The sequence below is a fragment of the Ruegeria sp. BA2 genome, assembly GCF_056539605.1.
Genome location: NZ_JBQFVE010000014.1, coordinates 33,541 through 60,533 on the forward strand (window position 1 = coordinate 33,541; position 26,993 = coordinate 60,533).

Here is a 26,993-nt window from a genome sequence, read left to right on the forward strand (position 1 = left end):
GTTCGACTGCGCGACTGTAGTGTCTGCGCCTGCAAGCGAAAGCCTGTTTCTTGTGATTCATAAGCCGTTGATTTACCGTCCCGGCACGATCAAGTGTTGCGGATATTGAACATGAAAAACACCAGCCAAGAGGATCTGACCCTTGGGTTGCGCCTGCGAACCCTGCGCGAACGGGCGGGCCTATCGCAGCGGGCGTTGGCCAAAAAGTCGGATGTGCCGAACTCGACCATTTCGCTGATCGAGTCCGGCAAGATGAACCCTTCGGTTGGTGCGCTGCGCAGGATTTTGCAGGGAATACCGATTGGCATGTCTGATTTCTTTTCCTTCGAAATCGAGCCTGAGCAGACCGTCTTTTATGCCGCTGAAGAACTAACCGAGATCGGCAAAGGCGGGTTGTCGTTGCGGCAGGTGGGCTCAAACCTGCACGGTCGCGCGATGATGATCCTGCAGGAAACCTATGATCTGGGCGCTGATACCGGCCGCGTGATGTACGGACACGACGCGGAAGAGGGCGGCGTAGTAATCTCAGGCCGGGTCGAAGTCACCGTAGGGGATCAACGCAAAGTTTTGGGGCCGGGCGATGCCTATTACTTTGACAGCCGCACACCGCACCGATTCCGTCAGGTCGGGCCCGAGGTCTGCCGGATCGTCAGCGCCTGCACACCACCTACTTTCTAAGCACTGACGGTGAAGATGCAGCACTATGCATCATAGTGTTGCAGTATCTTCTGGTTTGATCCACAGTATGGTGCATAGTGCAGGAATTACCCTGCATATCCTTAGGGCGGCCCCCGGCCCAATTCGGAGAGTACCGGAATGAAAAAGAAACCTGCCACTCTGCCACGTGGCTATCGCACTTGTACTGCGTCGCTTGCCGTTTCTGACGTGCCCGCTGCGCTGGCTTTTTACAAGGCTGCCTTTGGCGCCAAGGTTCAGGCATCGGACGATGATGAAGCACCCGGTTTTGCCTCGATCAAAATCGGCAATTCAATGATGTTTATCACCGCTGGTTGGGGCGCGCATAGTCCAATGGTGCCAGGAACGGTCGCACCTGTTGGGCATCACATGTATGTCGAAGACACCGACGCCACGTTGGCAACCGCGCTGGAAAGCGGCGCGCGCCTGATCACCGAACCATCTGATACCTATTGGGGCGAACGCTGCGCTACGATCGCCGATCCGTTCGGTCATGTCTGGACACTGGCAACCCGCCTTGAAAACCTCAAACCAGCAGAGATCAGTGAGCGACGCAAAGCGCTGGACAACGCCACACAGCCCGAGGCTGCATGAGCGACGCCCCGCTTCCAACATTCACGATCCGTCAAAACGATCTGGCTATCCTCGCGGCTGAGGGCCGCATCGGCGACTATCCTGTCGCTGTACGCACTGCGCGCGAGGTGGTCAGCGGCGGCTTTGCCAACCACTCGGCCCATCCCAATACCTGGACAGTGTATTTTCTGGTCGATGGCCAGTGGGCGCTGGTGGAATCCACGCGCGGGTTGCGGCGCGAATGGTCCAGCCTGGACCGGCTTGAGAAATGGCTGCGCAGTTGTGGCTTCCGTTTTTTCTGGGTCCGCAATGACATCGATTTTGTTGAACCGCTAGCAGACGACGTGACCGAGGAAGCGGCTCTATGAAGGCTGAATTTCCGAAAAACCATGGCCTGAGGACAGCAGGCTTGCGTGAGCACACGGTTTTGTGTTCCGATGAAGAACGCCAGATCAAAGCGGCGTTCGCAATCGGCAAGAAAATGAGAAGAAACAAGAAATGACCCCTTTTGCGATAACCGGAATCCAGATGCATGTCGGTGCATTGCAGTCGAATGTCGACGCGATGCTGCACCGGATCGACATCATGATGGCACGGTTCCCCTGGACCCAGATGGCCCTGTTCAGTGAGTTGGCGCCGCACGGTCCGCTTGATCGGTTTGCACAGTCCTTCCCCAATGACGACCTGTCGCGCTTTCAGGATGCGGCGCGGCGGTATGGAATCTGGCTGATCCCCGGCTCGATGTTCGAAAAGCGCGAGGACGGGCGGATTTTCAACACATCTGTGGTGATCAACCCGGAAGGTGAGATCGTCTCGAAATATTCCAAGATGTTCCCGTTCAAGCCTTATGAACAGAACATCGCCTCGGGCACGGAATTCTGCATTTTCGACGTGCCGGATGTGGGTCGGTTTGGTCTGTCGATCTGCTATGACATCTGGTTTCCCGAAACCACCCGCCACCTGACCAGCCAGGGGGTCGAGGTTTTGTTGCATCCGGTTCTGACCGGCACAACCGACCGAGAGGCCGAGTTGTCGATCGCCAAAGCCACCGCCGCACAGTTCCAATGCTACGTGTTCGACGTGAACGGGCTAGCCGCCGGGGGCGTAGGCCGCTCGTTGGTCGTCGACCCGTCGGCCACCGTGCTGCACCAGTCTGCGGGGCAAGAGGACATCTTTCCTATCGAGATCGATCTGGATCAGGTCCGCCGCCAGCGTGAGGTCGGGCTGAAAGGTTTGGGGCAGGTTCTCAAAAGCTTCCGCGACCGCGAGGCAGAATTCCCTGTTTATGACCGCTCCAGCGGCGCAGATGCCTATCTGCACACGCTTGGCCCATTGCGGATACCACAGAAAGGCGACGTCGCGGGGGTTGCCGCCTCCGATCCCAGAACTGCGCTGGGATATACCGAAGACGCCACGACCAAACCTGACAATCTGTTTCTATACAAAGGGCGCTCTGGCACAGACTGATACCGAAGCAGCTTTTCGGTATCGGCAGAAAGGAAAAATTTCATGCACGGCATTTCCGATAGCGAAAAGCTCCACACCATCTCGGACTACTACAGCGCCTCACAGCTGAGGGCAGACCGATGGAGCGCGCTAAGGGAAACGGCCGAGTCTCTGGATCAGGGCGGTAGCGAAAAAGATCGGGACCGGGCACGGCAGTTGCTGCAGGCGCTGGCCCCGATCGAGGTGTATTTTGCCTTTCCGGGTGGGTCGGCCTTCGACTATCTGCGCCGGTTGCTGGATCACGGCAACTTTGGCGATTTTTCGACCGCCGTGCGCAGGGTGTCGCGTGCACTTACATCGGGGGCGTATCGTCGCCGTTCGATCCCCCTGATCGCGGATGAAACCGAAGGTGATGAGTTCGAGGATGAAGCGGCCCAAAGCCATGAGGCGCGCGCGCTGGGCCGTCCTTATTTCGAGGTAATGATTGTCGACAATGTCAACGAGCATCAGGAACGGTTCCTGCAATCCAGCCTGCAACGCATGCGCCGAAGCGAAGACCCGTTCATCTACGAAACCGTTGTCGTTCCCAGTGTCGAGGACGCCCTGATCGGCGTTCTTTTCAACCAGAATGTGCAGGCCGTTATCGTCCGCCCGGGCCTAAGCTTGAAATCCAAGAATGAAACCAATGTGTTGGGGCGTTATATCAGCCTCTATGGCGAGGGCGCTGACCTTGATGCGCTGTCGCCCTCTGAATACGGGCCGGAAACCTGCCGACGGATCGGCATGCTGCGCCCTGAGCTGGACGCTTATCTAATCACCGATCGCTCGGCCGAGGATATTGCCGGCCTTGATCTGGGCCTGTGTCGGAGGGTGTTCTACAATCAGGAAGACTTTCTGGAACTGCATCTGAACATCCTGCGCGGAGTGCAGCGGCGGTACAAGACGCCGTTCTTCACCGCGCTCAAGGAATATTCCAAGCAGCCCACGGGCGTGTTCCACGCCATGCCGATCAGCCGGGGCAAATCGATCAGCCGCAGCCACTGGATTCAGGACATGGGTGCGTTTTACGGATCGAACATCTTTATGGCCGAAACCTCGGCCACCTCGGGCGGGCTGGATTCGCTGCTGGAGCCGCGCGGTCCGATCAAAGAGGCGCAAGAGGCTGCCGCCCGCGCTTTCGGCTCTAAACAGACGTTTTTCGCCACTAACGGCACCTCAACCTGCAACAAAATCGTGGTACAGGCGCTGGTCAGGCCGGGTGACATCGTGCTTGTCGACCGTGATTGCCACAAATCGCACCATTACGGCATGGTGCTGGCTGGGGCGAGCGTCGTCTACATGGACAGCTACCCGCTGCATGACTACTCGATGTACGGCGCGGTGCCGATCCGTGAAATCAAACATAAACTGCTGGCCTTGCGGGCCGAGGGCAAGCTGGACCGCGTGCGCATGGTGTTGCTGACCAACTGCACATTTGACGGCATCGTCTACAACGTCCAGCGGGTGATGCAGGAATGCCTGGCAATCAAGAAAGACCTCGTGTTCCTGTGGGACGAAGCCTGGTTTGGCTATGCCCGCTTTGCGCCCAACACCCGCGTGCGCACCGCCATGCGCTCGGCCAACATTCTGCGCGAACAGTTCCGGACGACGGACCATGCCGAGGCCTACGCCGCTCAGCAGAAAGAGCTTGAAGGCAAGGGTGATGATGCTTGGCTCGATACCCGCCTAATCGCACCGCCGGATGCGCGGGTGCGGGTCTATGCCACGCAATCCACGCACAAAACGCTGACCGCGCTGCGGCAGGGCTCGATGATCCACGTCAATGATCAGCAGTTCAAAGGTGCAGTCGAAGAGGCGTTTCACGAGGCCTATATGACCCACACCTCAACTTCGCCCAACTACCAGATCATTGCCTCGCTGGATGTTGGCCGCAGGCAGGTTGAAATCGAAGGATATGAATTTGTCCAACGACAGGTCGAAAGCGCGATGGCCATCCGCCGGGCGGTGACGACCCATCCGCTGCTCAGAAAGTACTTCAAGCTGGTTACGGCGGGCGACATGATCCCCGAAGAGTACCGCGAAAGCGGCATGTCCAGCTATTTCGATCCCGATCAGGGCTGGGCCGATGTCTGGGATTGCTGGGCTAACGATGAATTCGTGCTGGATGCCACCCGCATCACCCTGCATGTGGGCGCGACGGGCTGGGATGGCGATACGTTCAAGACCAAGATCCTGATGGATAAATACGGTATCCAGATCAACAAAACCTCGCGCAATACCGTGCTGTTCATGACCAATATCGGCACCACACGCAGCTCGGTCGCTTATCTGATCGAGGTTCTGGTCGAGATCGCCAAGGAACTGGACGATCTGATGGACGATGCATCCAAAATGGAAAAGCGCGCCTTTGACAAGCGGGTCAGTAACCTCAGCGAACACCTTCCGCCTTTGCCTGATTTCAGCCGCTTCCACGACGCGTTCCGCTGTGAAACCGGGACCGAGGCGGGGGACATTCGCACCGCATTCTTCCTGTCTTACGACGAAGACAATTGCGACTATGTAGAACCCGACAAAGAGATGCTGGAAAGGCTGAAAGCCGGAGAGGAAATGGTCTCGGCCACATTCGTGATCCCCTATCCGCCGGGCTTTCCAATTTTGGTGCCAGGGCAGGTGATCAGCCCTGAAATTCTGAAATTCATGCAGGAACTGGACGTCTCGGAAATTCACGGGTTCCGCGCCGATCTTGGCCTGCGCATATTTACCGAAGACGCTTTGAAGTCAGTCAAAAAGAAATAAGGGGCTGGGAGGAACACATGCCAAAGAAGGTTCTCAAGAACATCTCGGAAATCCGCCGGTATTTTCATACCAACAAGGACCCGATCTATTTCGTGTCGGCGACCAATTTCAACCTGTTGGGGCTGGATGAATGGGTGATGAATTTTACCTATATCTGCTACATGGATTGCTTTGACGGGCGACATCCGAACGTGTTCGTGCCCTCTGAGATGCCGCATGATGAGTTCCAGTCGATAGAAGACATCAACAACTATCTATTGCAGCACAAAGAGGTCATCGATCTGGTCAAGCGGCGTGGTGGCAAGCCCAAATTTGTATTCCTGATGTTTGACGAGACGACTGAAAAGCTGGTCAAGGAACTGGGGGGTCAGTTGTGGTTTCCCAAGGCCAAGCTGCGCACCAAATGCGACAACAAGATCGAAACCGTCCGCATCGGCAATAAGGCGGGTGTGCCGTCCGTGCCCAATACCCTAAGCGTGGTCAAAAGCTATGATCACCTACAGAAAATCTGCGACAAGGCCGGGCTGGGTCACGATCTGGTGCTGCAATCGGCCTTTGGCGACAGTGGCCACACGACGTTCTTCATCAAGTCCGAGGCCGATTTCAACAAGCACAAAGACGAGATCATCGGCGAAGGTGAGATCAAGATTATGAAGCGGATCGATTGTCGCGGGGCGGCGATCGAGGCTTGTGCGACCTCGGAAGGTACTATCGTTGGACCGTTGATGACCGAGCTTGTGGGCTTCAAAGAGCTTACCCCATACCGTGGTGGCTGGTGCGGGAACGAGATTTTCTCGACCGCCTTCCCGCCCAAGGCCCGCGAACAGGCGCGGCAATTAACCTTCCAATTCGGGGAAGAGCTGCGCAAATCCGGCTATCGCGGGTATTTCGAGCTCGACTTCCTGATCGACAAGAAAACCGATGAGCTGTGGCTAGGCGAGCTGAACCCCCGCATCACCGGTGCCAGTTCGATGACTAACCATGCGGCCTTTGCCCATGCCGACGCGCCGCTGTTCCTGTTCCATTTGCTTGAATTCTCGAAGAAACCGTTTGAGCTGGATGTCGAAGAGCTGAACGCCCGCTGGGCGGATCCAGATATGATCGACAGCTGGTCGCAGATGGTGATCAAACACACCGATGACAGTGTGGATCGTATCACGCAGGCCCCACAATCGGGCATCTATAAGATGCTGGAAGATGGCCGCGTGGTGTTTGACCGCTTCGACTATCACCGCCGTGCGGTAGGCGAGAATGAGGCATTTTTCCTGCGCATCTCAAACGTGGGCGATTACCGCTATGAAGGCGCTGACCTCGGAATTCTGGTAACGCGCGGGCGGTCGATGACCAAGGGCTTCAAACTGACTGACAAGTCGAAGAAGTGGATTCACGGCATCACCTCGGCCTACGCCGCTGAACCGCTGCCTGCCGCGCAACCGATGCAAGACCCTGCGTTCAAAATCATGTAGAAAGCCCTATGACGCTTGTTTTTCGCTCAATTGACGAAGCGCAGCCCGGTCCCAAGCTGGCCGGGCTGTTTGCCGAATACTGGCCCGCCTATCGGAAATGGTGGGCGCAAGAAGGGTTTACGGCACGTCCCACCTATCGCGAATGTTTGCGTGCGCTGGAGCGGCACATGCCGGAATTCTTGCCGCTTTATGACGAGGTGGTCGAGCTTGTCGGCGGCAGCGACAGTCAGGCCCGCTTTCTCAGCTTTTATTGCCCGCCGAAATACCTGTCGGGCTGCAGTCAGGCGATCTGGCAGGGGAAATCTCCCTTTCTGGTGCGTAACTACGATTACCACCCCAAAACCTTTGACGCGGCCCTGCTGAAGACCACCTGGGGTGGGCGCGGCGTGATCGGAATGAGCGATGGCATCCTTGGCCTGCTCGATGGGATCAACGATGCCGGTCTGACCGTATCACTGACCTTTGGTGGACGGCGCGAGGTCGGTGACGGCTTTGGCGTTCCGCTGATCCTGCGCTATGTCCTGCAAACCTGCGAAACCACAGCAGAAGCGGTCGACTGCTTGTGCCGCATCCCCTGCCATATGAGCTATAACGTCACCATTCTGGACGCGAAGTATAACTACAACACGGTCTATCTCGCCCCGGACCGGCACCCGCAAATCTCGGACGCGCCGGTGGCCACAAACCATCAGGGCCATGTGGAATGGTCCAAACACGCGCGCTTTACCGCGACTGTGGAACGTGAGCGGTTCTTGCTCAACCGTCTCAACCAGCACCCGGAAAGCGAAAAGCGATTTATTGATGCCTTCCTGCGCCCGCCGCTTTATTCGACGGCGTTCAAATCAGGTTTCGGAACGCTCTATACGGCGGTCTATCGACCCGCGAAAAAGCAGCTGCAACTGCTGTGGCCCGGGGCCGGCTGGGATCTGTCCTTCGACAGCTTCAGAGAGGGCGAGCTGAGCCTTATGTTGCCCGACCAGGCCGAGCCTGCAGTCTGACAAACGCCGTTGTCCCTTAAACTTCTTGCTCTTGGGTAGGTGAGGCAATAATGGGGGCGCGTCGCGCGGCCGTTGCAGATCGGGCCCGGCGGGATGAAAACCACATATTTCTATGACGCGATAGGACCACGGACAGCATGACTGGCACTTCCCCAAACTGGCTAAGATCGCTTCCCTACATCGCCACCGCATTGGTGATGGTTCTGGTCTGGTCCTGGTATCTGACCGATCTTGGTGTGGGGAACATCTATCACTATGATGAGTTCTACACCTATGACCGCAGCACCGGGTTTGCGCGCAATGGCGATTGGCTGGCGGTCTATTCCAATAACGAACCCAGCCTGAAAAAGCCGCCTATGCAGTACTGGATGTCGGCGCTGCTGATGGAATTCGGTGTGTCCGATATTCTGGCCCTGCGGCTACCCTCAATGATCTTTGCGCTGGGCGCGCTGATGGCAACGGCCGTTCTGGCGCGGGTGATGATCCCCGATAGCCCCTGGGCCATGTTGCCCTCGGTCCTGTTGGTGGCCACGTCACTGCAGTTTTGGCAACATGCTACATCCGCAATGCTGGATACCGGCGCGGTGTTCTTTTCGATTCTAGGAATTGCGGCCCTGCTGGCGGCGCTGGAAAAGCCGAAATACTGGCCCTATTTCGGCGCGACCCTGGTGCTGGCCGCCCTGCAGAAAAGCCCCACCCCGCTGGCCTTTCTGGCGCTGGCGCTGCTGACGCTTAAGTTGACCAACAAATGGCAGACGGTGCCTTTCCGCGAGGTCTGGCAGAACCGCACGTTTCGCCGAACGCTCAAGATTGCGATCCCGCTGGCCTTCGCCTGGCCAATCCTGCAGGAGCTTCGGTTTCTCTTTGGCGACTCGCTGGACGGCAACATCAAGGGCGAAATGCTGGACCGCTTTCGCCCGTCGCTCAGCGATCGCGGCTTCGGGAAACTCTATGATCTGATTATCGCGGGCGAACCGTGGTTGCGCCTGTTGGGCTTTGTCGGCATCTGTGCGCTGCCATTCGTGCAAAAGCGTCCCCGACTGCTAGCCGCGACGGGGATTGCCCTTTTCTTCGTCATTATGATGTGGGCTGCTGCCGGTAAGGTCTATGCCCGCTACACTTTGCTGATTCTGCCAATGCTGATGGTGGCCGCCACCGGGCTGTTGTTCTCGGTCAAACGCCTGCGCTGGGCGGGGATGGTCGCAGCGCTGGGTCTGGTTTTTGTGTCCGGCGGCCTGTTCTATGACCGCGACGCCACCGATCTGGGCAAGGGCCGCGTGCGTCTGGGCGTGCCCGAGGCCGAGATTCTGACCCCTCTGGGCGCAATGCTGCAACCGGATGAAACTCTGCTGCTCTGCGCGTATGACCGCAAAATGCGCGTACCGCCCGGTGCCGCATCGGTTTTTGCGTCAAATGGCAGGCGCTTTGTCTATCTCAGACGGCTTGAGCTGCACAGATACCTCGAGAGGTTCGGCTATACCTCTGGGCCATTGCGTGGGCTCTGTTCGGAAGGCGAGCTGTCTGTGCTGGCCCCGGACCTGATCGGGCTCGAGACGCAGCCCACTGCTGTCGAAGGTCTGGTTTATTGGTCCGCAATCGGCATCACACCTGCCTCTGAATAGGCGAAGCGGCGCAATCTACGCCATCGCAGCACAATGCCCTGCCAAGTTGCGCAGATGTTGGCTTGCGCTGCCGTGGCCACTTGAATTTTTGCCGTTGATCCCGCAAAAGCCCTGAGACTGAAACAAGTAAAGCTTTTCACCATGCAAGCTGATCATGATGCCACCGCTGATACTCGACCAACCGTGTCGATCGTGATTCCCATGCATAATGAGCAAGGCGCGGTTTCAGGTCTCATTCAGGGTATCAGCGCAGCCGCTGCTGACCTTCCCGCGTTTGAGATCATTGCGGTGGATGACGGATCGACCGACGGCACTTTTGCAGCCCTGCAAGAGATGCAAAAAGAGTGCCCGCAACTGCGCATCCTGCAGCACAAAACAGCAGGCGGCCAAAGCGCTGCGGTGCATTCCGGTGTCAAAGAAGCACGCGCCGATATCTGCTGTACGCTGGATGGCGACGGGCAGAATCCGCCGGCAGAGCTGCCAAAGATCTGGGCGCCGCTGGTTTCGGGTGACGATGCCTCAATCGGCCTTGTGGCGGGGCAGCGGGTTGGCCGCAAAGACACCGCGTCGAAAAAGCTCGCCTCGCGCTTTGCCAATGCACTGCGGGGCTGGATGCTAAAAGATGGCACCCGCGACACTGGTTGTGGCTTCAAGGCGTTCCGCAGACAGGCTTTTCTTGATCTGCCCTTCTTCAATCACATGCACCGTTACCTGCCCGCGCTATTCAAAGCCTATGGCTGGAATATCGCGCTGGTGGATGTGGCGCATCAGCAGCGTCTGTCGGGCGAATCCAAATATACCAATTTCGGGCGGGCTATGGTTGGTATCTGGGATTTGTTCGGCGTTGTCTGGCTAACCCGTCGCGCCAAATCCGTTTCGGCAACCGAGGCGTCGCGGTCATGAAAGAGACTATTCTGGAAATCCTGCACGTAGACAGCCCGACCGAGGCGCTTTGGGTCTTTATCGGTCTGGCCGGGCAGCTGATGTTCAGCGCCCGTTTCATCGTGCAGTGGATCACCTCGGAACGGGCCAAGAAATCCGTCATCCCGATGGCGTTCTGGTATCTGTCAATCGGCGGCGGTTTGATCCTGCTGAGCTATGCGATCTACCGCCGCGATCCGGTCTTTATCTTGGGTCAGTCGATGGGCCTGTCGATCTACCTGCGCAATATCTTCTTGATTCGCGCCGAAAACCGCTAGGCAATCAGGCACATTTACCGATCTGTCAGCCTGTGTCAGCGGGTCGTGGCCGACGCATATTTTGTGTGAACAACCTCTTATTGTTTCTGAAAATTTCGTGCTAGTATCGGGCGAATAGATTTTCAGATTTGTATTCGAAGGATGTTTTCTCTTGCCCGATAGCTCACCCCGGCTGTTCAGACTGCGCCCCCTGGAAAAAGCGGACCTGGGAACTGTTGCGCGATGGTTTCAGGATATCCAGGATCTGGCCCTGTTTGATCGCACCACGCGCATCCCTCAGAATCTGGTACAGACCGAGCAGTATTGGGAGGAGGCGATCAGCGGCACAAAAGATTGCTGCAAATGCTGGTTCGCAATCGAATCCGACAGCGGTGATCTGGTGGGAATAACCGGTCTCGAAGCGATTTCCAGCGTCAACCGCGATGCCGTGGTTCCGATATTTGTCGACAAATCCATCCGGCGACATGGCGTAGCGCTGCGTTCGGTTGCCCTAATGCTGGACTTTGCATTCCGGCAATTGGGAATGAACCGCATCACCTCGTATTACCGGGCCGATAATCACAGCAGCCGCGATCTGATTCAACGGATCGGCTGCGAGATAGAAGGCACCATGCGTCAGGCCTGGTTTGCGGATGGGCAGTTCCACGACATGGTCGTTGTTGGCATGTTGCAACAGGAATGGCGGGTCCGGCGCGAGGTGCTGGCAAAAGAGCTTGGCCCCGAAACTTTGGTCAGTTTTGACGCTTCTGGCTGGTCCTGGCCGCCGGATCCGGCGTAGATACCTAAAATGTTACGTATTTCGAGTTATTTTTTGCTAAAACAGTCGTGTCGGATTCGACATGACAACACAATTGAGTATTGCCAGTGAACACGACCGGTTTGGACACATCAATCAAGCAGAAACTTGGCGCGGTGCTATTCGCCGATGTCGTCGGTTATTCCCGCCTGATGAGCGAGAATGAGATTGATACGTATAACGCGTTGAAGTCCTTGCTTTCGCAGCTTGAATCCGTGTGCTCGAAATACCAAGGCAAGATCATCGAAGTGCGCGGTGACGGTGTTCTTGCGATGTTCGACACTGCGACCAGCGCGGTTGAATTCAGCATCGAGTTGCATCGGATCGCAGCCGAGCACAATCAGACGCGGGACGATGAGCACAAGATCAAGTTCCGTGCGGGTGTTCACATGGGCGAAGTGCTGATGGACGAGCGCGGCATCCATGGTGACAACGTTAACATCGCCGCTCGTCTGCAAGAGATTGCCGAGCCCGAGCGGGTTTACGTCAGCGCCGCCGTGTATGAACAGATCCGCAACCGCCTGCGCTATGGCTATGAATTTCTTGGCCCGAAGCAGCTCAAGAACATCCTGTCTCCGGTCGCCACCTACTGTGTCCGCACCGAGGTTGAGGGTGCCACTATGGCCGCCACCTTGCGCCCGGAGATGCAACTTGAGGTGCTGGAACGGCCCGATATCCCATCGGTTGCGGTGCTGCCCTTTTCCAGTCAGGGCGGGGATGAAGATGACAGTTGGGTTGCCGAGGGGCTGACCGATGACATCATCATGAACCTGTCCAAGTTTCGGAACCTGTTCATCATTGCCCGCAACTCATCCTTCTTCTTCAAGGCTCAGTCGATGCCGCCGAAAGAGGCCGCGCGGCGCCTGAATGTGCGCTATATCGCGCGCGGCAGCGTGCGCCGCTCGTCCAGCCGCATCCGCATCACGGCCGAGCTGATTGACGCCAATACCGAACGCACCATCTGGGGCGAACGGTTTGACCGCAAACTCGACGATATCTTCGACATTCTCGACGAAGTGACCGAATGCATCGTCGCGGCCACGGCCGTGATGATCGAGTCGCACGAGAAGCAGCGCATGGTGCAGGCCATCCCGTCAGACCTGCGGGCCTATGGCTCGGTTCTGCAGGGGCAACACCATATCTTCAAATACACCCGCAACGACAATCGCAAAGCGCAGCATTGCTACGAGTCCGCGCTTGAACGGGATGGCGGGTATGCGCGGGCTGCGGCGGCTTTGTCGCGCACGCTCAATATCGATTGGCGCTATTCGTGGACGGAAGACCCAAACAGTGCCTTGGACAAGGCCCTAAAGCTGGCCCAACGCGCCGTGGAGCTTGACCCGACCGACGCGCGCGGGTTCGGAGAGCTGGGCTATGTGCAGCTTTATCGAAAAGAGTTTGATTCCGCGATCGAATCCTACAAACGCGCGCTGCAGCTGAACCCCAACGATGCGGATATGCACTCGGACTACGCCGATGCTCTGGCCCATTGGGGTGACAATGAAACCGCGATCAAACATCTGCAGCAGGCCATGCGCCTGAACCCCTATTTCCCGGATCAATACCTGTGGCATCTGGGGGGGGCCTATTACAACCTCAAACGCTATGACGATGTGATCTCATGCGTGAACAAGATGAACAATCCAACCGAAGGGCAGCGCGTGCTGGCCGCCAGCTATGCCCATAAGGGCGAGTTAGATATGGCCCGCCAGATCGCCGATAAACACCGCGCGGTGCATCCCAATTTCTCACTGTCGCGCTGGGCCAAGGTGCAACCTGACCGCCTGTCCGATGACACGCAACACTTTGTCGAGGGGCTGAAGAAGGCCGGGTTCTGAGTGCGAAGAACCGGCGAGGTTTGTGTTGGCGCGACTAATCTATCATCGTGTCCGATGCAGCGACGGACTGTCTGAAGTTAAGACGATGTTTGCACTATCGCAGATTAGCACGAAGGCAGAGTTCCATCGAAGGATCAAGTTTCTGGACAAAGCCACCATTGGCTGAGTGCCAAAAGACTTTCAGCGAAGTTGCATGTGAATATGATCGTCGTGGCGTGCGGCGCGGCACCCTTGAAATCCGATGCGGTCGCTTCCGGCTTCTAAACTCTCTACGAGATGTGGTTCAACGAATATCCTACCCACCCGTGGGTCGTTAGATAACACTTCGAGAACAGCACGATTACGTTCCGGATCGAGATCGTAATCTCGCCAAAGCGATTGGACAGCATTAAAATCCCATCGAAGCGTTGGCCAAGTTGGTTGGCAGTGCGTGGGGCCTTGCTCGAACGCGAAGTACCCAATTGGGGACCGTACTGCTCCTGGTAAGTACCCAGAGGCATCAGCATAATAGAAGGCCAAGTCTGCTTTTTCACCATCATCGTGCGAAAGGTGGGGCAGCAATGGAAAACCATCAAAATAGGGAAAGTTTGCGTCTAGAACGAGGGTTTTAGTGCCTGGATAACGTCGTTCCATCTCTTCGGCTGTATCAATTAGAACCTGGGCGAGTTCGGGCGTCACGTAATTGCGGTTCAACGCGCAGTACATCCAACTCTGCATTTCCAGAGGCCGGCTCTCAAAACAGCTCAGCGCAACCCTGCCGAAATTCGGCGCGACCCAGACAGTAACAACTGAAAGGGCAAAATAAATCACAGCGAACGCCAGCAATGTCCTTCGGAATGCTAAGGCAAATAGCCAAGCAACACCGCCGACTTGGGTAAGCAAAGTGAGAATGACGATAATTGTAATGTGCAAAAGGTAACGACGCATGGCTGACTGGTGGTCAAACTCGAGAGAGAAGATAACGATGTTCAGTTAATAATTTGGGCTCAACGCAACCATAAAGCTGTTGCTGTCCACACACTTGCACGTATGTGATCAGCAACAATTGTCATATCAGGCTCAACTCAAAGACGCCTCGTCTCAACCGGCCTTATTCGCCGCGCGCCTTTGCACCGCTGACCTTCGCACCCGACACCTTGGCGCCCGACACTTTGGCCCCGCTGACCTTCGCACCTGATACCTTGGCTCCGCTCACCTTGGCACCCGATACCTTTGCTCCGGACATCATCGGTGCGTCATATTCGAAATAGACGTCCAACAGCACGTCTTCGATCTGACCAGCTGCGATATCCATGCGGATGGTGTAATCGGCCTGGTCGTAATTCCAGACGCGGATATCATTGGCCATCTGATAGTCCGCTGCTGCGACACCCGATACCGAAGGGTTCAGCGGCGCGCGCGCGGCCTGTTGCGTGGTGTCCGGCGCGTCGGCATCATTGCTGGTTTGCAGCTTGAAGCCGTGGGGCAGGTTGCCGCCCGTCGCGCTCTCGCCTTCGCCATGCACCAGAAAGATCGTGGGCTCGGGCATTTCGTAATAAGTGCCGTCATAGGCGAAGCCGTAGATCCGGGCCAGCCGTGCATCGCCTCCGAACTGGTCCCCGATGAAATTATTGACGCCGCGACCCCTCCGGCGGCCATCCTGTTCGATGAACAACTGCTCTGAGTGACGGTTTGCGACCTGCTGCCAATGGGTGTGCTTGAACTGGCGGCCCCGGCGGATATAGACCAACGAGTCGTGCGGGACCTTCTTGCGCTTGTCGAATTTGAACTTGTCGCCGTCCTTGACGACCTTGTAGATGCCGGACTTTTCATTCGCCGCATCCCCGACCTGCACCAGGACGCGATCGTCTTCCCGGACATGCACGCCGTCGATTTTTGTGAATTTCTTACTGAAGTCGTGGTCTGCGTCGACCTCTTCGGCCAAACGGACCGAACGTTGTTTCAGTTTTAAATCGCTTAACTCTCGCCCAAACAGTAATACCTCGGAAAAACTGAGTAAGGACTCAGACATATCGCTTTCTCCCTATTGGGGGTTGACGCTGCCGATTGCCTCGCCTGTCCCGGTTTGCGCGTTTATTGCGCGTTGATTGTCACTCTTATCACCCCGTGCGCACAACCTGCCATAATACTGAGGCGAAAACAAAGACTTTAGGGGTCTTCGACCTCGGGTGACAATGTTCGAACCGACGCCGCGTGGCTTGATCCATCCGGCTTGGTTAACCGAGGTCCCGGCGATGTCAATCCGATGTCTCGCATGCGGAAATTGCCTTCGATGATTTGTCGGAATGCGCCGCCTGTGACCTCGTGATCAACCATGACCAAAGCACGCTCAACGCCAAAGTAGCTCAGCATGTCGGGGTCCAGTTTTTCCCACGCATCCGCAAGGTAAGATCCCAGCAGGTCCCGCGCTTCGATCAGGGCAACGCGAAAACCTTCGGGGTCGGCGGCATAGTGTTCGTCAAACAGATCCTGCATGATTGCGTTATATTCGTCGGTTCCTTCCAGTTCATCCGACAGCTCTTCCATCTCCGGGTCGATGACATCATGGGCGACCAGCCGTTCGTGGTAGATATCGACCAGTATGTCGAACATCGCCCCGGTCAGCGGTTCCGACAACGCGTGTTCACTGGACCAGCCATGCGAGAACTCGGACAGGGTCCGGTCATTCGCGGCGATGCGGATTTGTGAGTTCTGCGACAGCTCGGCAAAGCGGCTTAGCCGGTTATAGGTATAAAGGTTGCCGCGCGTGTTTTTCAGCAGCTCATCCACGACCGAGCCGAAATGCAGCGACGCCAGCAGTGCTACCATATCGGCCGCGGATTCGTGAAAGCCGTAATATTCCCCTGTTGCATCCTCTTCGGATGGCATGCCAACCACGCTGTAGATGATGGCATGGCCGATCTCATGCGCCACGACGTCAAAGTTCAGGCTGTAGGGGCGGTATTCGTCACCGATTTCACGGGTGCCGCCGGTTTCCAAAAACCCCCACCCGATATGCGCGTTGTCAAGGCTGGGCAGCAGCGATAACTCAAGCCGCTCAAAATCGCGTGCAAAATGCCAGGGAATTGGGCGGTTAAAATAGCCCTCCCACACATCCATGGTGAAATGAGCGGCGCCGAACAGATGCGCGGCTTCAAAGGCTGGATCATCGGGATCGATATGGATGAAATTGCCGAACTCATCCGGCTCGGGCGGTGGCAGGATATAGCCGTCCCAGGCGGGCAGATACATCTCGGGGCCGTCCTCACCCTCGATCATCGCGCCATACGGGGTGGTCTTGTCGACCGGGTACATCGCATACATGCGCGGCCCGGACGGGCCCGGACCGATGGTGCCTTGCGGGGCCGATATTTCGACCAATTCGGGCTTGGAATTTGGCTCTAAAAAGGGCGATTGCGGGTAAAGCAGGAACCGCGTACCGGGGGGATCATTCTCTGAATAGTCGGGCCAGATCGCCAATTTCCCCTCCCGTTATCCGCCGGCGCGCAGGCTTGTTGACAAGCCGGGCACCCGATCAACCGGATCGTAACTGGCGTTGCAAAATATGAACTCGGCTTCGATCAGATCCAAAAACGCCTCGCGCCCTTCCAGGCCAAGCCCGATTGCATATGAGTCAAGATCATCCGGCGCCGCCTGGTCAAGACGTGTTTCAAAATACCAGATCAGAGCCTGCGTTCGGGTTGTAGACCTGTTGGGGGTGTTCCGCTCAGCAAGCTGCGCGGCCTTACGATCGGCACGCTCGCGCAATGTGCTATAGTTGCCCGTGTGCCGCAGCTCGGCCAGCAATGCGGCATCCAACCCTTCGGCCAGGGCTGCGACAGCAAGTTCGACACGGGACCGGTCGGTCAACAGCGCCTCGTATTGCGCCAAGGTCAGGTCGTTTTCTTTCAGCCATTCGATCAGATCAGAATGGCGCGGCAGTCGGGCGTCAAGGCGATGTTCGTTCATCTGCCGCACCACAGCGTCCTTGTCGGGGTCCAACCCTTGCCGACGGGTCTCGTCCTGCGCCAGCAGGTTCAACGCCGCGCGGTCGCGCAGTTCAGCATAAAGGTCAGGGTCCAGCCGCAGCTCATCCACCAATGCCCTCGTCTCTGAATCCAGCGAGGCGGTCTCGGCATCAACTCGTGCCTGCAGCTCACGCCAGACCAGTGTACGTTCTACCCGGGGCGTTTCGGGCGCATCAGAGTCCGCCGCCAGATATTGCGCCATCTGCGCCAGCATTTCCCGGGCGTCATCGCCCTTGGCGTCAACCTGCCCGCCGGGCAGCCAGTTCTGAAATTCTTCCAGCGCCAAGCCGTCGCCAGCCGCCGCAATCACATTGTCCCAAGCCCGTTCGCGATAGTGCAAGGCCTCGGCAGCGGTTAGCAAAGCCTGCGCTTCCATGTCAGATACCACCTTGGCCATCTGCGCCTTAGATAGCGTTGCGCGGATCGAAACCATCGGCTCGCTCAGTGGCATAAAGCCCAACTCTGCCGGACCGTGCAGCACCGCAACTTCATCGTCATCGGTAATTGTACCGCTCAGGTAATCCTCAAACACCCGCCCAACGCCAATCATCCCGAAATCGGCCAGTTCTGCCGCCCGCAACGCGCCCATGCTGGCACTGCCAAAGACCGGGATGCCCTGCTCCAGCGCCCACAGGATTTCCTTGTGCCAGACCGAGGGCACGCCGTCGAAATACCCATCAATGATGCCAATTGCGCGCGGCCTGTCACGCACCGCGCGATACACGTCACCCTGCTGAACCGGCGGCAGGATGGTCGCGTCCAAAAGGCCCCGAACCGTCTCGGCCCGCAGGGTCGGGCCAACGAAGATAACAACGCTCATGCCGATACCGCCCTTGCCCTTGGACCCGCGACATAATCAGGGTCGTCATGCGGCGCCTCCAACCCCGGAATGATCGCGCGGACTACGGCGATGTCGAAGTCCGGCCGGGACAAGTCAACCGTTACCACCTGATCCATTCCGGCGATGGACAGGCAGGATCGCAGCAGATCAAGGTCTTCTGTAAACGACTCGGTCACATGCGACGGACAATCGGTAAAGCGGCCCGTTACCTCAGCGCCGTCAATCAGTTCGCGGATATAGCGGCTGCGCCAAGTGCGGGCCTCGTCCGAAAACTCCTGAGGGTCCAGATCATCCCGCGCGCCCGAGATGTAGGTCAGCCGTGTCTGCGCCGCTTCGGTCAGCGCGCGCAGCAAGGCGATGGCGCGGTCGGGATGGCAGCCATCACCGATGCCGATATGGCCATTTGCCTCTCCGGCCTCGCAGATCAAGCAGCGAAAGCTGGCAATACCGATATCCGAGGTCGTGTCCCAGATCCCCAGATCCAATCCCGCTGCCGAAATCTGTTTCATCGCCTGTAGGCAGCGTGGATCATCCACCGTTTCAGGGTCGACGCGCGGCGTTAGTCCGCGATGATGCCACAACGTGGTCGCATCCCGCTCGATCAACTCGCAGATCGCATGGCAGCTGGCCTCGCTTACATCATTGCCTGAGGCCAATCCATTAGTCGTGCGCGGAAACGCCCTCTGACCCGCGACCGGAGAGGTCGTGTAATCGGTATCCACCATCTCATAGGGCACCCAACAGGCCACATCCGCCTTAAGATCGCGCCCCTGCACCCACAGCATCGCGCCATGCGGATCAAAATGCCCACCGGTCACGCGGGGCAGGCGTTCGACATCTACCACATGACCCCGTTCCAGATCAGCATGGCTGCACAGCCGCAGTGGCAATTCGATCCGCTCGGCGTGCCACGACTCGATCGCCTCCATCACGCCCGAGGCCTGCGCCGCACTCAGCGACAAACCCTTGCCCAATGACACCGCAACCGAGCGCGAGTTGGGTCGCGTCACCATCACAGTTGGGAGCCCGATCCGATCCAGCCCCGTCAGGTTGGCAATCCGCGTGATTCCCATCTGTTTGAGGAAGGGTTTGACAATGGCCAGAGTCTCTTCCGGGTCGCGCAGCCGGTGGGTATCCAGCACATAAGACTTCTGCGAATTCCCGGACATTCAAATGACCTTGCCAAATATATGATAAACCACCGCAACCCGGCGCGCGGATCAGATCGGCGTCAAGATGCGGGATGAACGAGAAGGGGTCAACAGCGCAAGCCAAGCGATCCGCACTTGCATGGCCTGCGTCCTGCCGCTAAACGATCTTCCGCGTCGCCTCAATAGCTCAGCTGGTAGAGCAGGTCCTTCGTAATTAGCGGGTCCCCGCGAGAATGGCTTGCGAAACCAAGGAGTTCGCGACAAAGGAGTAGAACTAGTAGGGCCATAGTAGGGTCCAAGAAGCCGCTGTAGCTCAGATGGTAGAGCACGTCATTCGTAATGATGGGGTCGGGGGTTCGAGTCCCTTCAGCGGCACCATTCTTCTCAGTAAAATCCCTATACCAGGCAGACCCTTGATAAAATCGCAAGAGCAGGTCCTCCCCGCTTCCTGAAGGGCAGTGAGCCGCAAGTGTATGGGTTGTATGGGGGGTATAGGTAGTTGAAATTTATGCCAAAGGTGCGACTTAACGGGGCGGCAAGCACCACTCCGTTTGCCTATATTGCCCATATTAAAACGGCTCGTTTCGATCCCGTTTGAAGTCGCTGTAGTCCGGTGCTGGATCAACGTCTCCGAGCCATTCCGTGGTGTTGTCTGACCAGGGTATTTCCTGACCGATGTACAACTCGAAGCTCTCCCGACATGCGGAAAAAGGGCGTTTCAAAGGACGGTATCACCAATACGGTATTCGTGGGGCGTTGCAATTCAGCTTGCCGGACGATTGACGCCACTCTTTCGCAGTGTTGACATTCGTTAAGGCACCAGGGCGATCCAGCCCTGATAGTCAGTACACTGGTTAAACTGCGCATAGAGAGCGTAGTGCGCGAAGACATAACTCTATAATTGGTTTCGACGCTCTGTCCAAAGCAACACACACGACCCATCCGTCAATCAGAGCATGCTGCGCGTCTACTTGAGCTTATTCAATTGAACTGCACTAGTTTATCATGGTGCTTACAGTCTTCTCCATGCTGATCTTCGGTCTCAAGCCGGGTTGATCCGATTAGACCGTTGCCCCTTTGCGGCGAATGGCAGTGCCGAGGCTGCCAGCGCAAAGGCCGACTATTACTGCGATCAACAGCGCCATCGTTCCCACATGGGAAAACTGCCAACTGGCAAAAAGCAGGGGCGCGGTCAGGCCAATCAACCCGCCCATCAAGGCACCTAGCCAATATTGGCGGGTCATCATGCCCAGTGCCAGACCAAGAATACCGGGCAAGCCCAGTACGTTGCCACCGATGGTTCCAAGTATCTCTAACATATCTGCCCCCACCTTAATCAGAGCTTTTGTTCAAGAACGCGCGGATGTCGTCACCTGATGCGGCCGCGTGCTCTTGCAGAACATCACCGCCCACCTCTTTCGCGATCTCCTGATACGTTTCCAGATAATTTGGCGGCAGGCTGTGGGCGATGCCTTGGTGGCAATCGATGCAGGTCATGCCTGTGTCAATCGCACGCTGGTGTTCGTTGGCGGCACGGGTCTCCTGAAGTGTAAAGTCCATATAGTCAAAGTTGTGACAGTTGCGGCACTCACGGCTGTCGGATTCCTTCATTTTCTTCCACACGGCGGAGGCCATGGCGAGGCGATGATCCTCGTATTTCTCAGGCGTGCTAATCGTGCCCGCCAGTTCGTGATAGACATCCTTCACGGCCATGATCTTGGCCTTGATCTTATGGTTCCACTCGTCCGGGACGTGACAATCCGAACAGATCGCGCGCACGCCCGAATGGTTGTTGTAGTGAATCGTCTCGCGGTATTCACCCAGATTGACTTCCATCGTGTGGCACGAGGTACAGAACTCTTCTGTATTCGTCAGTTCCAGAGTCCAGTGGAACCCACCCCAGAACAGGATGCCTGCCAGGAACCCGGCCAGCAAAGTGAAACCAACGCTGAGGACAGCGATCGGGCTCCAGAACCAGGTCCAGAGGCGTCGGATGAGCCCTTGTTTTTCTTGGGAGTCGGACATGGCGCGCTCTCCTTTTCGACCTGAGTTCAGTTTCCGGAGGAAGGTTGAAACGTGTTGTCGACCAGCGGCAGCGCGTCGGCCTGCGGTACGTGACACTGGTTGCAGAAATACCGTGTGCCTGCGATCTGATCTAACTCGCGCCCTTCGCGGTCCAGATAGTGCGTCATCGACAGCGTCGGCGCGTTGCGTTCACCGGCTTTGGTCCAGTCGTGGCACGATAGGCATTGGTTGGTTCGCAGATCGATCTGGTACTGTTCGATCGAGTGCGGGATCAATGGCGGCTGTTGGCGATAGTTGCGCTGCATGCGACCCTCAACCGTATTGTGAACTTGATCAAGACGAACAGGTTCATCCACCTCGGCACCGCGCAGGCTTGTGACTCCGGCAGATTGCGCGAGGGCTAAGCCGCCGAGGAGCAACGGCGGGATCAGGGCAAGGCCCACAAGGATCGGCTTTTTCATCTTCTCACTCCTTCAAAAAGGTCTTGAGGCGCGCGGCTGGGGCGCGGCGGTTGGTTCCGGTGGTGCGACGATCAGGGCGTCGAACCGATGGGTGAATTTGAATACGTCTTCGGCGCAGATATCGATGCAGCGGCCGCAATTGGTGCAGTCGGGTGACAGGATCAGCGGCGTGTCATCGCCTTTCAGTGCCGGAGAGATCACGTGGTTTTCCGGGCAGACCGCATAGCAATCCATGCAATCGTCACAGGCGTTGCGATTGGCGGCGCTGACCCGCAACAGCGCTTTGGGTCCGATCAGACCATAGAACGCGCCCACCGGGCAGACATGGCCGCACCAACCGTGGCGCGAGACAAACAGGTCGAACAGAAAGATCGCGGCGATCATCGCCCAGACGAAGCCCATACCAAAAATCAGTCCGCGATGCAGCATGGTGATCGGGTTGACCAGTTCCCACGCGATGGCACCGGTCAGGCCAGAGACGATAAGTACCGTCGCCATAATCCACAGCCGCGTGCCACGTTTGGGTAGCCAGCCTTTTTGCAGGCCCAGCTTGCGGTGCAGCCAATGCGCGCCGTCCGTCACCGGATTAATCGGGCAGACCCACGAGCAATAGACGCGACCGCCGATCAACGCGTAGGCAACCAGAACGATGGCGGCACCGATGGCGGCAGTCAGTTCGGGCCAGTGCCCGGCTATCAGGCTTTGCAAAAAGACAAACGGATCGGTCAAGGGCAGCACACCTAGCGTTAGCGACCCGGCCAGAGTCCCCTGCACGATCCATATCCCGAACCAAGGGCCCAGCAGGAACAGCACCAGAAAGAACAGCTGGCTAGCCCTCCGTAGTAGCAGGTACTTGTGGGCACCCAGCCAGCCTTTGGCGGCGATGGCCTCTTGCCCCAGCGGCATATCTGTGCGGGCGGTCATTGGGTGACCTCCGGAAGCTTAAAGCTGGGCTCAAACCCGCCCGGTGCGACAAGGTTATCGGTGCCCGGTCCCGGTAGGCGGTCAGGCAAATCGATGATGCCTTCGACGAGGGGCGCGCCTTTGGCTTCTTTCTCTTCCCAGCCCTTGCGGTAGTGATCTGCGCTGCTGCCACGGGCTAAACGGGCGGGCAAAACCTTAATTGCGGCTTCAGGCAGAACGCAGCTTTTTTCGCACATGCCACAGCCGGTACAGTGATCGGCATGAACGGTCGGAATGAAGATCGCGTGACTGCCCGAACGGGCATTGTGCTCGGTTTCCAGCGTGATCGCCTCGTTTATGACGGGGCAGACCCGATAACAGACGTCGCACCGCAGGCCGAGGAAGTTCAGGCAGCTTTCCTGATCGACCAGAACGGCGACACCCATCTTGGCGTCGTCGATATTGTCCAGTCCGGGGTCCAGCGCCCCGGTCGGGCAGGCCGCGACGCAGGGGATGTCGTCACACATTTCGCAAGGGATATCACGGGCGGTGAAATACGGCGTGCCGGCAGCCACTGCATCAACGCCCAGTTCGGCCAGTTTCAGCGTGTCATAGGGACAGTCCCGCACGCATAAACCGCAGCGAATGCAGGCGGACAGGAAGTCTTTTTCCGGCAAGGCACCGGGTGGGCGCAATGCCTCGGCCGGTAACGCCCGCGCGTCTCGTGCCAGCCACGCCAGCAAGGACCCGGCCGCCACGCAGCCGCCCGCTGCACGCGCCGAGTCCTGCAGGAACCGGCGCCGCTGCGGCGAAAGGGGTATGCCAACACGAGACATGGGGACGACCTTTGCCTTGCCAGCCTTTTACGCGCGCTCGACCTTGCAGGCGCACTTCTTAAAGTCGGTCTCTTTCGACAGCGGGCAGGTCGCGTCCAAGGTCAGCTTGTTGGTCAACTGGCCCTCGTCGAACCAGGGCATGAACACCAGACCACGCGGCACTTTGTTCCGGCCTCGAGTTTCGACCCGGCTGTTGACCTCGCCGCGGCGGGTAGACAGAACAATCTCTTGCCCGCGCCGCAGTCCTCGGTCCCGTGCATCATCGGGGTGCATGTAAACTACAGCGGCAGGGTATGCGCGGTGCAGTTCAGGCACGCGGCGGGTCATCGAGCCTGAGTGCCAGTGCTCCAACACGCGACCGGTGCAGAGCCACAGATTGAACTCCTCATCCGGTACTTCGGGGGCAGGTTCGTAGGGGGCAAAGATGATCTTGGCCTTGCCATCCTTATGGCCGTAGAACTTCACATCCGCGCCCTCGGGCACGTAGGGGTCATAGCCCTCTCGGAAGCGATAAAGCGTCTCTTTCCCGTCTACGACCGGCCAGCGCAGGCCGCGTGCCTGGTGGTAGGTTTCAAACGGGGCCAGATCGTGTGCATGGCCGCGACCAAACTCGGCATATTCTTCGAACAGGCCTTTCTGGACGTAGTAACCAAAGTGCTCGGATTCGTCGTTGTCGAACCCTTCGGCGGTTTCGGACAGCGGGAACTGATCAACGGTGCCATTGGCGTAAAGCACATCGTACATGGTTTTGCCGCGATGTTCGGGCATGGAGGCCAGCAGCTCCTCGCCCCAGACCTCTTCGACGGTGAAGCGTTTCGAGAATTCCATCAGCTGCCACAGGTCCGATTTCGCCTCACCGGGTGCCTTGACCTGTTGCCGCCAGAACTGGGTGCGACGCTCGGCGTTGCCATAGGCGCCTTCCTTTTCGACCCACATCGCGGTGGGCAGGATCAGGTCAGCCGACAGAGCCGTCACGGTCGGATAGGGGTCGGACACGGTAATGAAGTTTTCCGGGTTGCGGTAGCCAGGGTAGCCTTCTTCGTTGATATTCGGGGCCGCCTGCATGTTGTTGTTGCACTGCACCCAATAGGCGTTCAGGTCGCCGTCTTTCAATTTACGATGCTGCAATACGGCGTGGAAGCCGGGCTTGGGCGGGATAGTGCCCGCAGGGATTTTCCACGCGGTCTCACAAATCTCGCGGTGCTTGTCGTTCGCAACGACCATGTCAGCGGGCAGGCGGTGGGCAAAGGTGCCAACTTCGCGCGCCGTGCCACAGGCCGAGGGCTGACCTGTCAGAGAGAAGGGTGAGTTTCCGGGTTCCGAGATCTTACCAACCAGCAGGTGCACGTTGTACATCAGCGAGTTCACCCACGATCCGCGCGTGTGCTGGTTGAAGCCCATTGTCCAAAGGCTCATGACCTTGCGGTTCGGGTCGGCATATTGCTGCGCCAGACGCTCAAGCTGGGCCTCTGGGACGCCGGAGAGTTCCGAGGTGTATTCCAGCGTGTATTCCGAAACTGCTTCGGCGTATTCGTCGAACGAAATCTCTTCCAGCTTGCCCGAGTCCGGGTTCGCGGCCTCTTGCTGCAGCGGGTTGGTCTCGCGAAGGCCGTATCCGATATCGGTCGCGGTTTTGGTGATGTTGACGTGATTCCGAACAAAGAATTCATTCACCGCGTTATTTTGGATGATGTAGTTGGCAATGTAGTTCAGGATCGCCAGATCGGTCTGCGGCGCAAATACGATGCCGTTGTCGGCCAGTTCGAACGAGCGGTGTTCGAAGGTCGACAGCACGTGCACTTCACAACCCGGTTTGGTCAGACGCGTATCCGTCAGGCGCGACCACAGGATCGGGTGCATTTCCGCCATGTTAGAGCCCCAAAGCACAAAGGTATCCGCGTGCTCAAGGTCGTCATAGCAGCCCATTGGTTCATCAATGCCAAATGTTCGCATGAAGCCGACAACGGCCGAGGCCATGCAGTGGCGCGCGTTCGGGTCGATATTGTTTGACCGGAAGCCAGCCTTCATCAGCTTGGATGCGGCATAGCCTTCCCAGACAGTCCACTGACCCGAGCCGAACATGCCGACACTTGTCGGGCCTTTCTTGGCCAACGCCTCTTTCCATTTGGCAGCCATGACGTCGAACGCTTCGTCCCATGACACAGGCTCAAACTCGCCGTTCTTGTCATATTCGCCGTTGGTCTTGCGCAGCATCGGTGTCGTCAGGCGGTCCTTGCCGTACATGATCTTGGACAGAAAATAGCCCTTGATGCAGTTCAGCCCGCGGTTCACCGGCGCATCCGGATCACCCTGAGTGGCGACTACGCGCCCGTCTTTGGTGCCGATCAGGACCGAACAGCCGGTGCCGCAAAACCGGCAGGCAGCCTTGTCCCAGCGGATATCAGGGTTGCCGATCTGTGCACTGGCTTGCCCGGTTGCAAGCGGCAGACCGGCTGCCGAGGCCGTTGCAGCAGCGGCGGTTGATTTCAAAAAGGTCCGGCGGGATTCAGAGATGGTCATGACATGGGTCTCCGGCTTTAGATCTGGCGAGAAGCGTTAAGATGCGGACGGGTCTCCGCAAGGTCTTCGAAATGGTGATAAGTCAGGGTCAGAGAGATCACGCCCGGGATCTGGTGCAGATCCATGATCGTCTCGGAGGCCATTTTCTCAGGCGTATCCTCGACCACAACAACAAGGCGGCCATCTTCGGCTGCTGCGTGCACCTCTGCCCCGTCTGTGCGCGCAATCGCATCTTGCGCGCTTTGCGTCGTTTCGGGGGTCACATGGACAAGGCAACCACAGATGTTCATAGGGCAACCTCCTGGGTTGGTGATGTTTGGCGTGTGAAGCTGACCGATCCGGCAGGGCAGGCGCTGGCGCAAGCACCGCAGCCGGTGCAGCTATCGGCATCTAGCTGGGGTTCGGCGCGACCGCCGAGTTGCAGTTTGAAACGGATCGCGCCCTGATCGCAGACGTCCTGACAGATACGGCAACTGACGCCGTTCATTGACAGGCAGGATGCAGTGACTGAGGCGCGCCATGGCCACTCATTTACAAGTTCTGGCGTTAGTGCACCGGTCGAACAAGCATTAGCGCACTCGCCACAGAAGGTGCAGGGGCCCGCGCTCAGGTCAACAACGGGCCAGCCTTGTGCATCGAAATGGATGATATCCTCGGGGCAGGCATCGCGGCAGTCGTCGCACTGGGTGCACAGATCATAAAGCTCCACCTCCATCGCGCCGGGGGGGCGGATGGCTGATCTGACCTCGCGTAGCGTTTTGCCACACAGGAATGCGCGTCGGCTTGCTAGCTTGTTCATACGCTTGCGACCTTTGAGTG

General features: G+C 57.7%; 26 protein-coding genes and 1 tRNA gene. 14 read left to right on the forward strand and 13 right to left on the reverse strand.

The genetic code is table 11. The features are described from left to right. Positions 1–111 precede the first annotated feature (111 nt). The 13 genes from ACR0NN_RS21035 (at position 112) to ACR0NN_RS21095 (ending at position 13,430) form a co-directional block, all read left to right on the forward strand. Positions 112–678 carry a cupin domain-containing protein gene (locus ACR0NN_RS21035; protein WP_170722561.1) on the forward strand — a complete coding sequence of 189 codons (567 nt, stop codon included), beginning with the start codon at positions 112–114 and terminating at the stop codon, positions 676–678. 138 nt (positions 679–816) lie between these two features. Beyond that, entirely contained in the window at positions 817–1,290 is a 474-nt protein-coding gene (locus ACR0NN_RS21040) for a VOC family protein (RefSeq protein WP_170722559.1), read from the forward strand. Further along, positions 1,287–1,637, forward strand: a complete 351-nt coding sequence (locus ACR0NN_RS21045) for a hypothetical protein (RefSeq protein ID WP_170760959.1) — start codon at positions 1,287–1,289, stop codon at positions 1,635–1,637. Before ACR0NN_RS21040 ends, ACR0NN_RS21045 begins: the two co-directional genes overlap by 4 nt. Beyond that, positions 1,634–1,771 carry a hypothetical protein gene (locus tag ACR0NN_RS21050; RefSeq protein ID WP_170722555.1) on the forward strand — a complete coding sequence of 46 codons (138 nt, stop codon included), beginning with the start codon at positions 1,634–1,636 and terminating at the stop codon, positions 1,769–1,771. Before ACR0NN_RS21045 ends, ACR0NN_RS21050 begins: the two co-directional genes overlap by 4 nt. Further along, on the forward strand, positions 1,768–2,736 hold the full coding sequence (locus tag ACR0NN_RS21055) for a carbon-nitrogen hydrolase family protein (RefSeq protein ID WP_170722552.1): 969 nt from the start codon (positions 1,768–1,770) through the stop codon (positions 2,734–2,736). The genes ACR0NN_RS21050 and ACR0NN_RS21055 overlap by 4 nt, the downstream gene beginning before the upstream one ends. Positions 2,737–2,778: 42 nt before the next feature. Next, a complete protein-coding gene (locus ACR0NN_RS21060) occupies positions 2,779–5,511 on the forward strand; it encodes an aminotransferase class I/II-fold pyridoxal phosphate-dependent enzyme (protein WP_170722548.1) in 2,733 nt (910 codons plus the stop codon). A gap of 17 nt (positions 5,512–5,528) precedes the next feature. Then, the gene (locus ACR0NN_RS21065) at positions 5,529–6,977 is read left to right on the forward strand and encodes a biotin carboxylase (RefSeq protein ID WP_170722545.1); all 1,449 of its coding nucleotides are present in this window, start codon (positions 5,529–5,531) and stop codon (positions 6,975–6,977) included. 8 nt (positions 6,978–6,985) lie between these two features. After that, positions 6,986–7,975, forward strand: coding sequence for a C45 family autoproteolytic acyltransferase/hydrolase (locus tag ACR0NN_RS21070; protein WP_170722542.1), 990 nt, complete (start codon positions 6,986–6,988; stop codon positions 7,973–7,975). A 137-nt stretch (positions 7,976–8,112) separates the two neighbouring features. Beyond that, complete coding sequence (locus ACR0NN_RS21075) at positions 8,113–9,597, forward strand: glycosyltransferase family 39 protein (RefSeq protein WP_170722541.1); 1,485 nt, start codon at positions 8,113–8,115, stop codon at positions 9,595–9,597. 141 nt (positions 9,598–9,738) lie between these two features. Next, complete coding sequence (locus ACR0NN_RS21080; protein WP_170722539.1) at positions 9,739–10,500, forward strand: glycosyltransferase family 2 protein; 762 nt, start codon at positions 9,739–9,741, stop codon at positions 10,498–10,500. Continuing rightward, positions 10,497–10,796 carry a lipid-A-disaccharide synthase N-terminal domain-containing protein gene (locus ACR0NN_RS21085; RefSeq protein ID WP_039542759.1) on the forward strand — a complete coding sequence of 100 codons (300 nt, stop codon included), beginning with the start codon at positions 10,497–10,499 and terminating at the stop codon, positions 10,794–10,796. Before ACR0NN_RS21080 ends, ACR0NN_RS21085 begins: the two co-directional genes overlap by 4 nt. A 151-nt stretch (positions 10,797–10,947) precedes the next feature. Beyond that, the gene (locus tag ACR0NN_RS21090) at positions 10,948–11,574 is read left to right on the forward strand and encodes a GNAT family N-acetyltransferase (RefSeq protein ID WP_170722537.1); all 627 of its coding nucleotides are present in this window, start codon (positions 10,948–10,950) and stop codon (positions 11,572–11,574) included. An 86-nt stretch (positions 11,575–11,660) separates the two neighbouring features. Further along, positions 11,661–13,430 (forward strand): adenylate/guanylate cyclase domain-containing protein, encoded by a 1,770-nt coding sequence (locus ACR0NN_RS21095; protein ID WP_170722534.1) that lies wholly within the window; start codon positions 11,661–11,663, stop codon positions 13,428–13,430. A gap of 180 nt (positions 13,431–13,610) precedes the next feature. Here ACR0NN_RS21095 and ACR0NN_RS21100 read toward each other — a convergent pair whose 3' ends face one another. The 5 genes from ACR0NN_RS21100 to ACR0NN_RS21120 form a co-directional block, all read right to left on the reverse strand. Further along, positions 13,611–14,357 carry a M74 family metallopeptidase gene (locus ACR0NN_RS21100; protein ID WP_170722532.1) on the reverse strand — a complete coding sequence of 249 codons (747 nt, stop codon included), beginning with the start codon at positions 14,355–14,357 and terminating at the stop codon, positions 13,611–13,613. Between the two features lie 163 nt (positions 14,358–14,520). Next, positions 14,521–15,441, reverse strand: coding sequence for a pentapeptide repeat-containing protein (locus ACR0NN_RS21105; RefSeq protein ID WP_170722530.1), 921 nt, complete (start codon positions 15,439–15,441; stop codon positions 14,521–14,523). 137 nt (positions 15,442–15,578) lie between these two features. Beyond that, positions 15,579–16,889, reverse strand: coding sequence for a gluzincin family metallopeptidase (locus tag ACR0NN_RS21110; protein ID WP_170684550.1), 1,311 nt, complete (start codon positions 16,887–16,889; stop codon positions 15,579–15,581). Between the two features lie 12 nt (positions 16,890–16,901). After that, positions 16,902–18,257: a TfuA-like protein gene (locus ACR0NN_RS21115; RefSeq protein WP_170684548.1), complete on the reverse strand. Its 1,356-nt coding sequence runs from the start codon at positions 18,255–18,257 to the stop codon at positions 16,902–16,904. Further along, positions 18,254–19,447, reverse strand: a complete 1,194-nt coding sequence (locus ACR0NN_RS21120) for a YcaO-like family protein (RefSeq protein ID WP_170722527.1) — start codon at positions 19,445–19,447, stop codon at positions 18,254–18,256. Before ACR0NN_RS21120 ends, ACR0NN_RS21115 begins: the two co-directional genes overlap by 4 nt. Before the next feature lie 284 nt (positions 19,448–19,731). On the opposite strand from ACR0NN_RS21120, the gene ACR0NN_RS21125 reads away from it, so the two are divergent. Continuing rightward, positions 19,732–19,807 (forward strand) — tRNA-Thr (locus ACR0NN_RS21125). A 683-nt stretch (positions 19,808–20,490) separates the two neighbouring features. Here the strand turns inward: ACR0NN_RS21125 and ACR0NN_RS21130 are convergent. Genes ACR0NN_RS21130 through napF form a run of 8 tightly spaced genes read right to left on the reverse strand, consistent with a single transcriptional unit; the run spans position 20,491 to position 26,973 of the window. Next, positions 20,491–20,748: a hypothetical protein gene (locus ACR0NN_RS21130; RefSeq protein WP_170722525.1), complete on the reverse strand. Its 258-nt coding sequence runs from the start codon at positions 20,746–20,748 to the stop codon at positions 20,491–20,493. A gap of 13 nt (positions 20,749–20,761) precedes the next feature. Then, positions 20,762–21,454, reverse strand: coding sequence for a NapC/NirT family cytochrome c (locus ACR0NN_RS21135; RefSeq protein ID WP_170722523.1), 693 nt, complete (start codon positions 21,452–21,454; stop codon positions 20,762–20,764). A 26-nt stretch (positions 21,455–21,480) separates the two neighbouring features. Beyond that, complete coding sequence (locus tag ACR0NN_RS21140) at positions 21,481–21,915, reverse strand: nitrate reductase cytochrome c-type subunit (RefSeq protein WP_170722521.1); 435 nt, start codon at positions 21,913–21,915, stop codon at positions 21,481–21,483. A 12-nt stretch (positions 21,916–21,927) separates the two neighbouring features. After that, positions 21,928–22,839, reverse strand: a complete 912-nt coding sequence (napH, locus tag ACR0NN_RS21145; RefSeq protein WP_480685476.1) for a quinol dehydrogenase ferredoxin subunit NapH — start codon at positions 22,837–22,839, stop codon at positions 21,928–21,930. Next, positions 22,836–23,654 (reverse strand): ferredoxin-type protein NapG, encoded by an 819-nt coding sequence (napG, locus tag ACR0NN_RS21150; RefSeq protein ID WP_480685478.1) that lies wholly within the window; start codon positions 23,652–23,654, stop codon positions 22,836–22,838. The genes napH and napG overlap by 4 nt, the downstream gene beginning before the upstream one ends. Before the next feature lie 27 nt (positions 23,655–23,681). Continuing rightward, entirely contained in the window at positions 23,682–26,174 is a 2,493-nt protein-coding gene (napA, locus tag ACR0NN_RS21155; RefSeq protein WP_170722515.1) for a nitrate reductase catalytic subunit NapA, read from the reverse strand. Positions 26,175–26,191: 17 nt separating this feature from the next. After that, the gene (locus ACR0NN_RS21160; RefSeq protein ID WP_170722513.1) at positions 26,192–26,464 is read right to left on the reverse strand and encodes a chaperone NapD; all 273 of its coding nucleotides are present in this window, start codon (positions 26,462–26,464) and stop codon (positions 26,192–26,194) included. Next, positions 26,461–26,973: a ferredoxin-type protein NapF gene (napF, locus tag ACR0NN_RS21165; RefSeq protein ID WP_480685480.1), complete on the reverse strand. Its 513-nt coding sequence runs from the start codon at positions 26,971–26,973 to the stop codon at positions 26,461–26,463. The genes ACR0NN_RS21160 and napF overlap by 4 nt, the downstream gene beginning before the upstream one ends. Between the last annotated feature and the right edge of the window lie 20 nt (positions 26,974–26,993).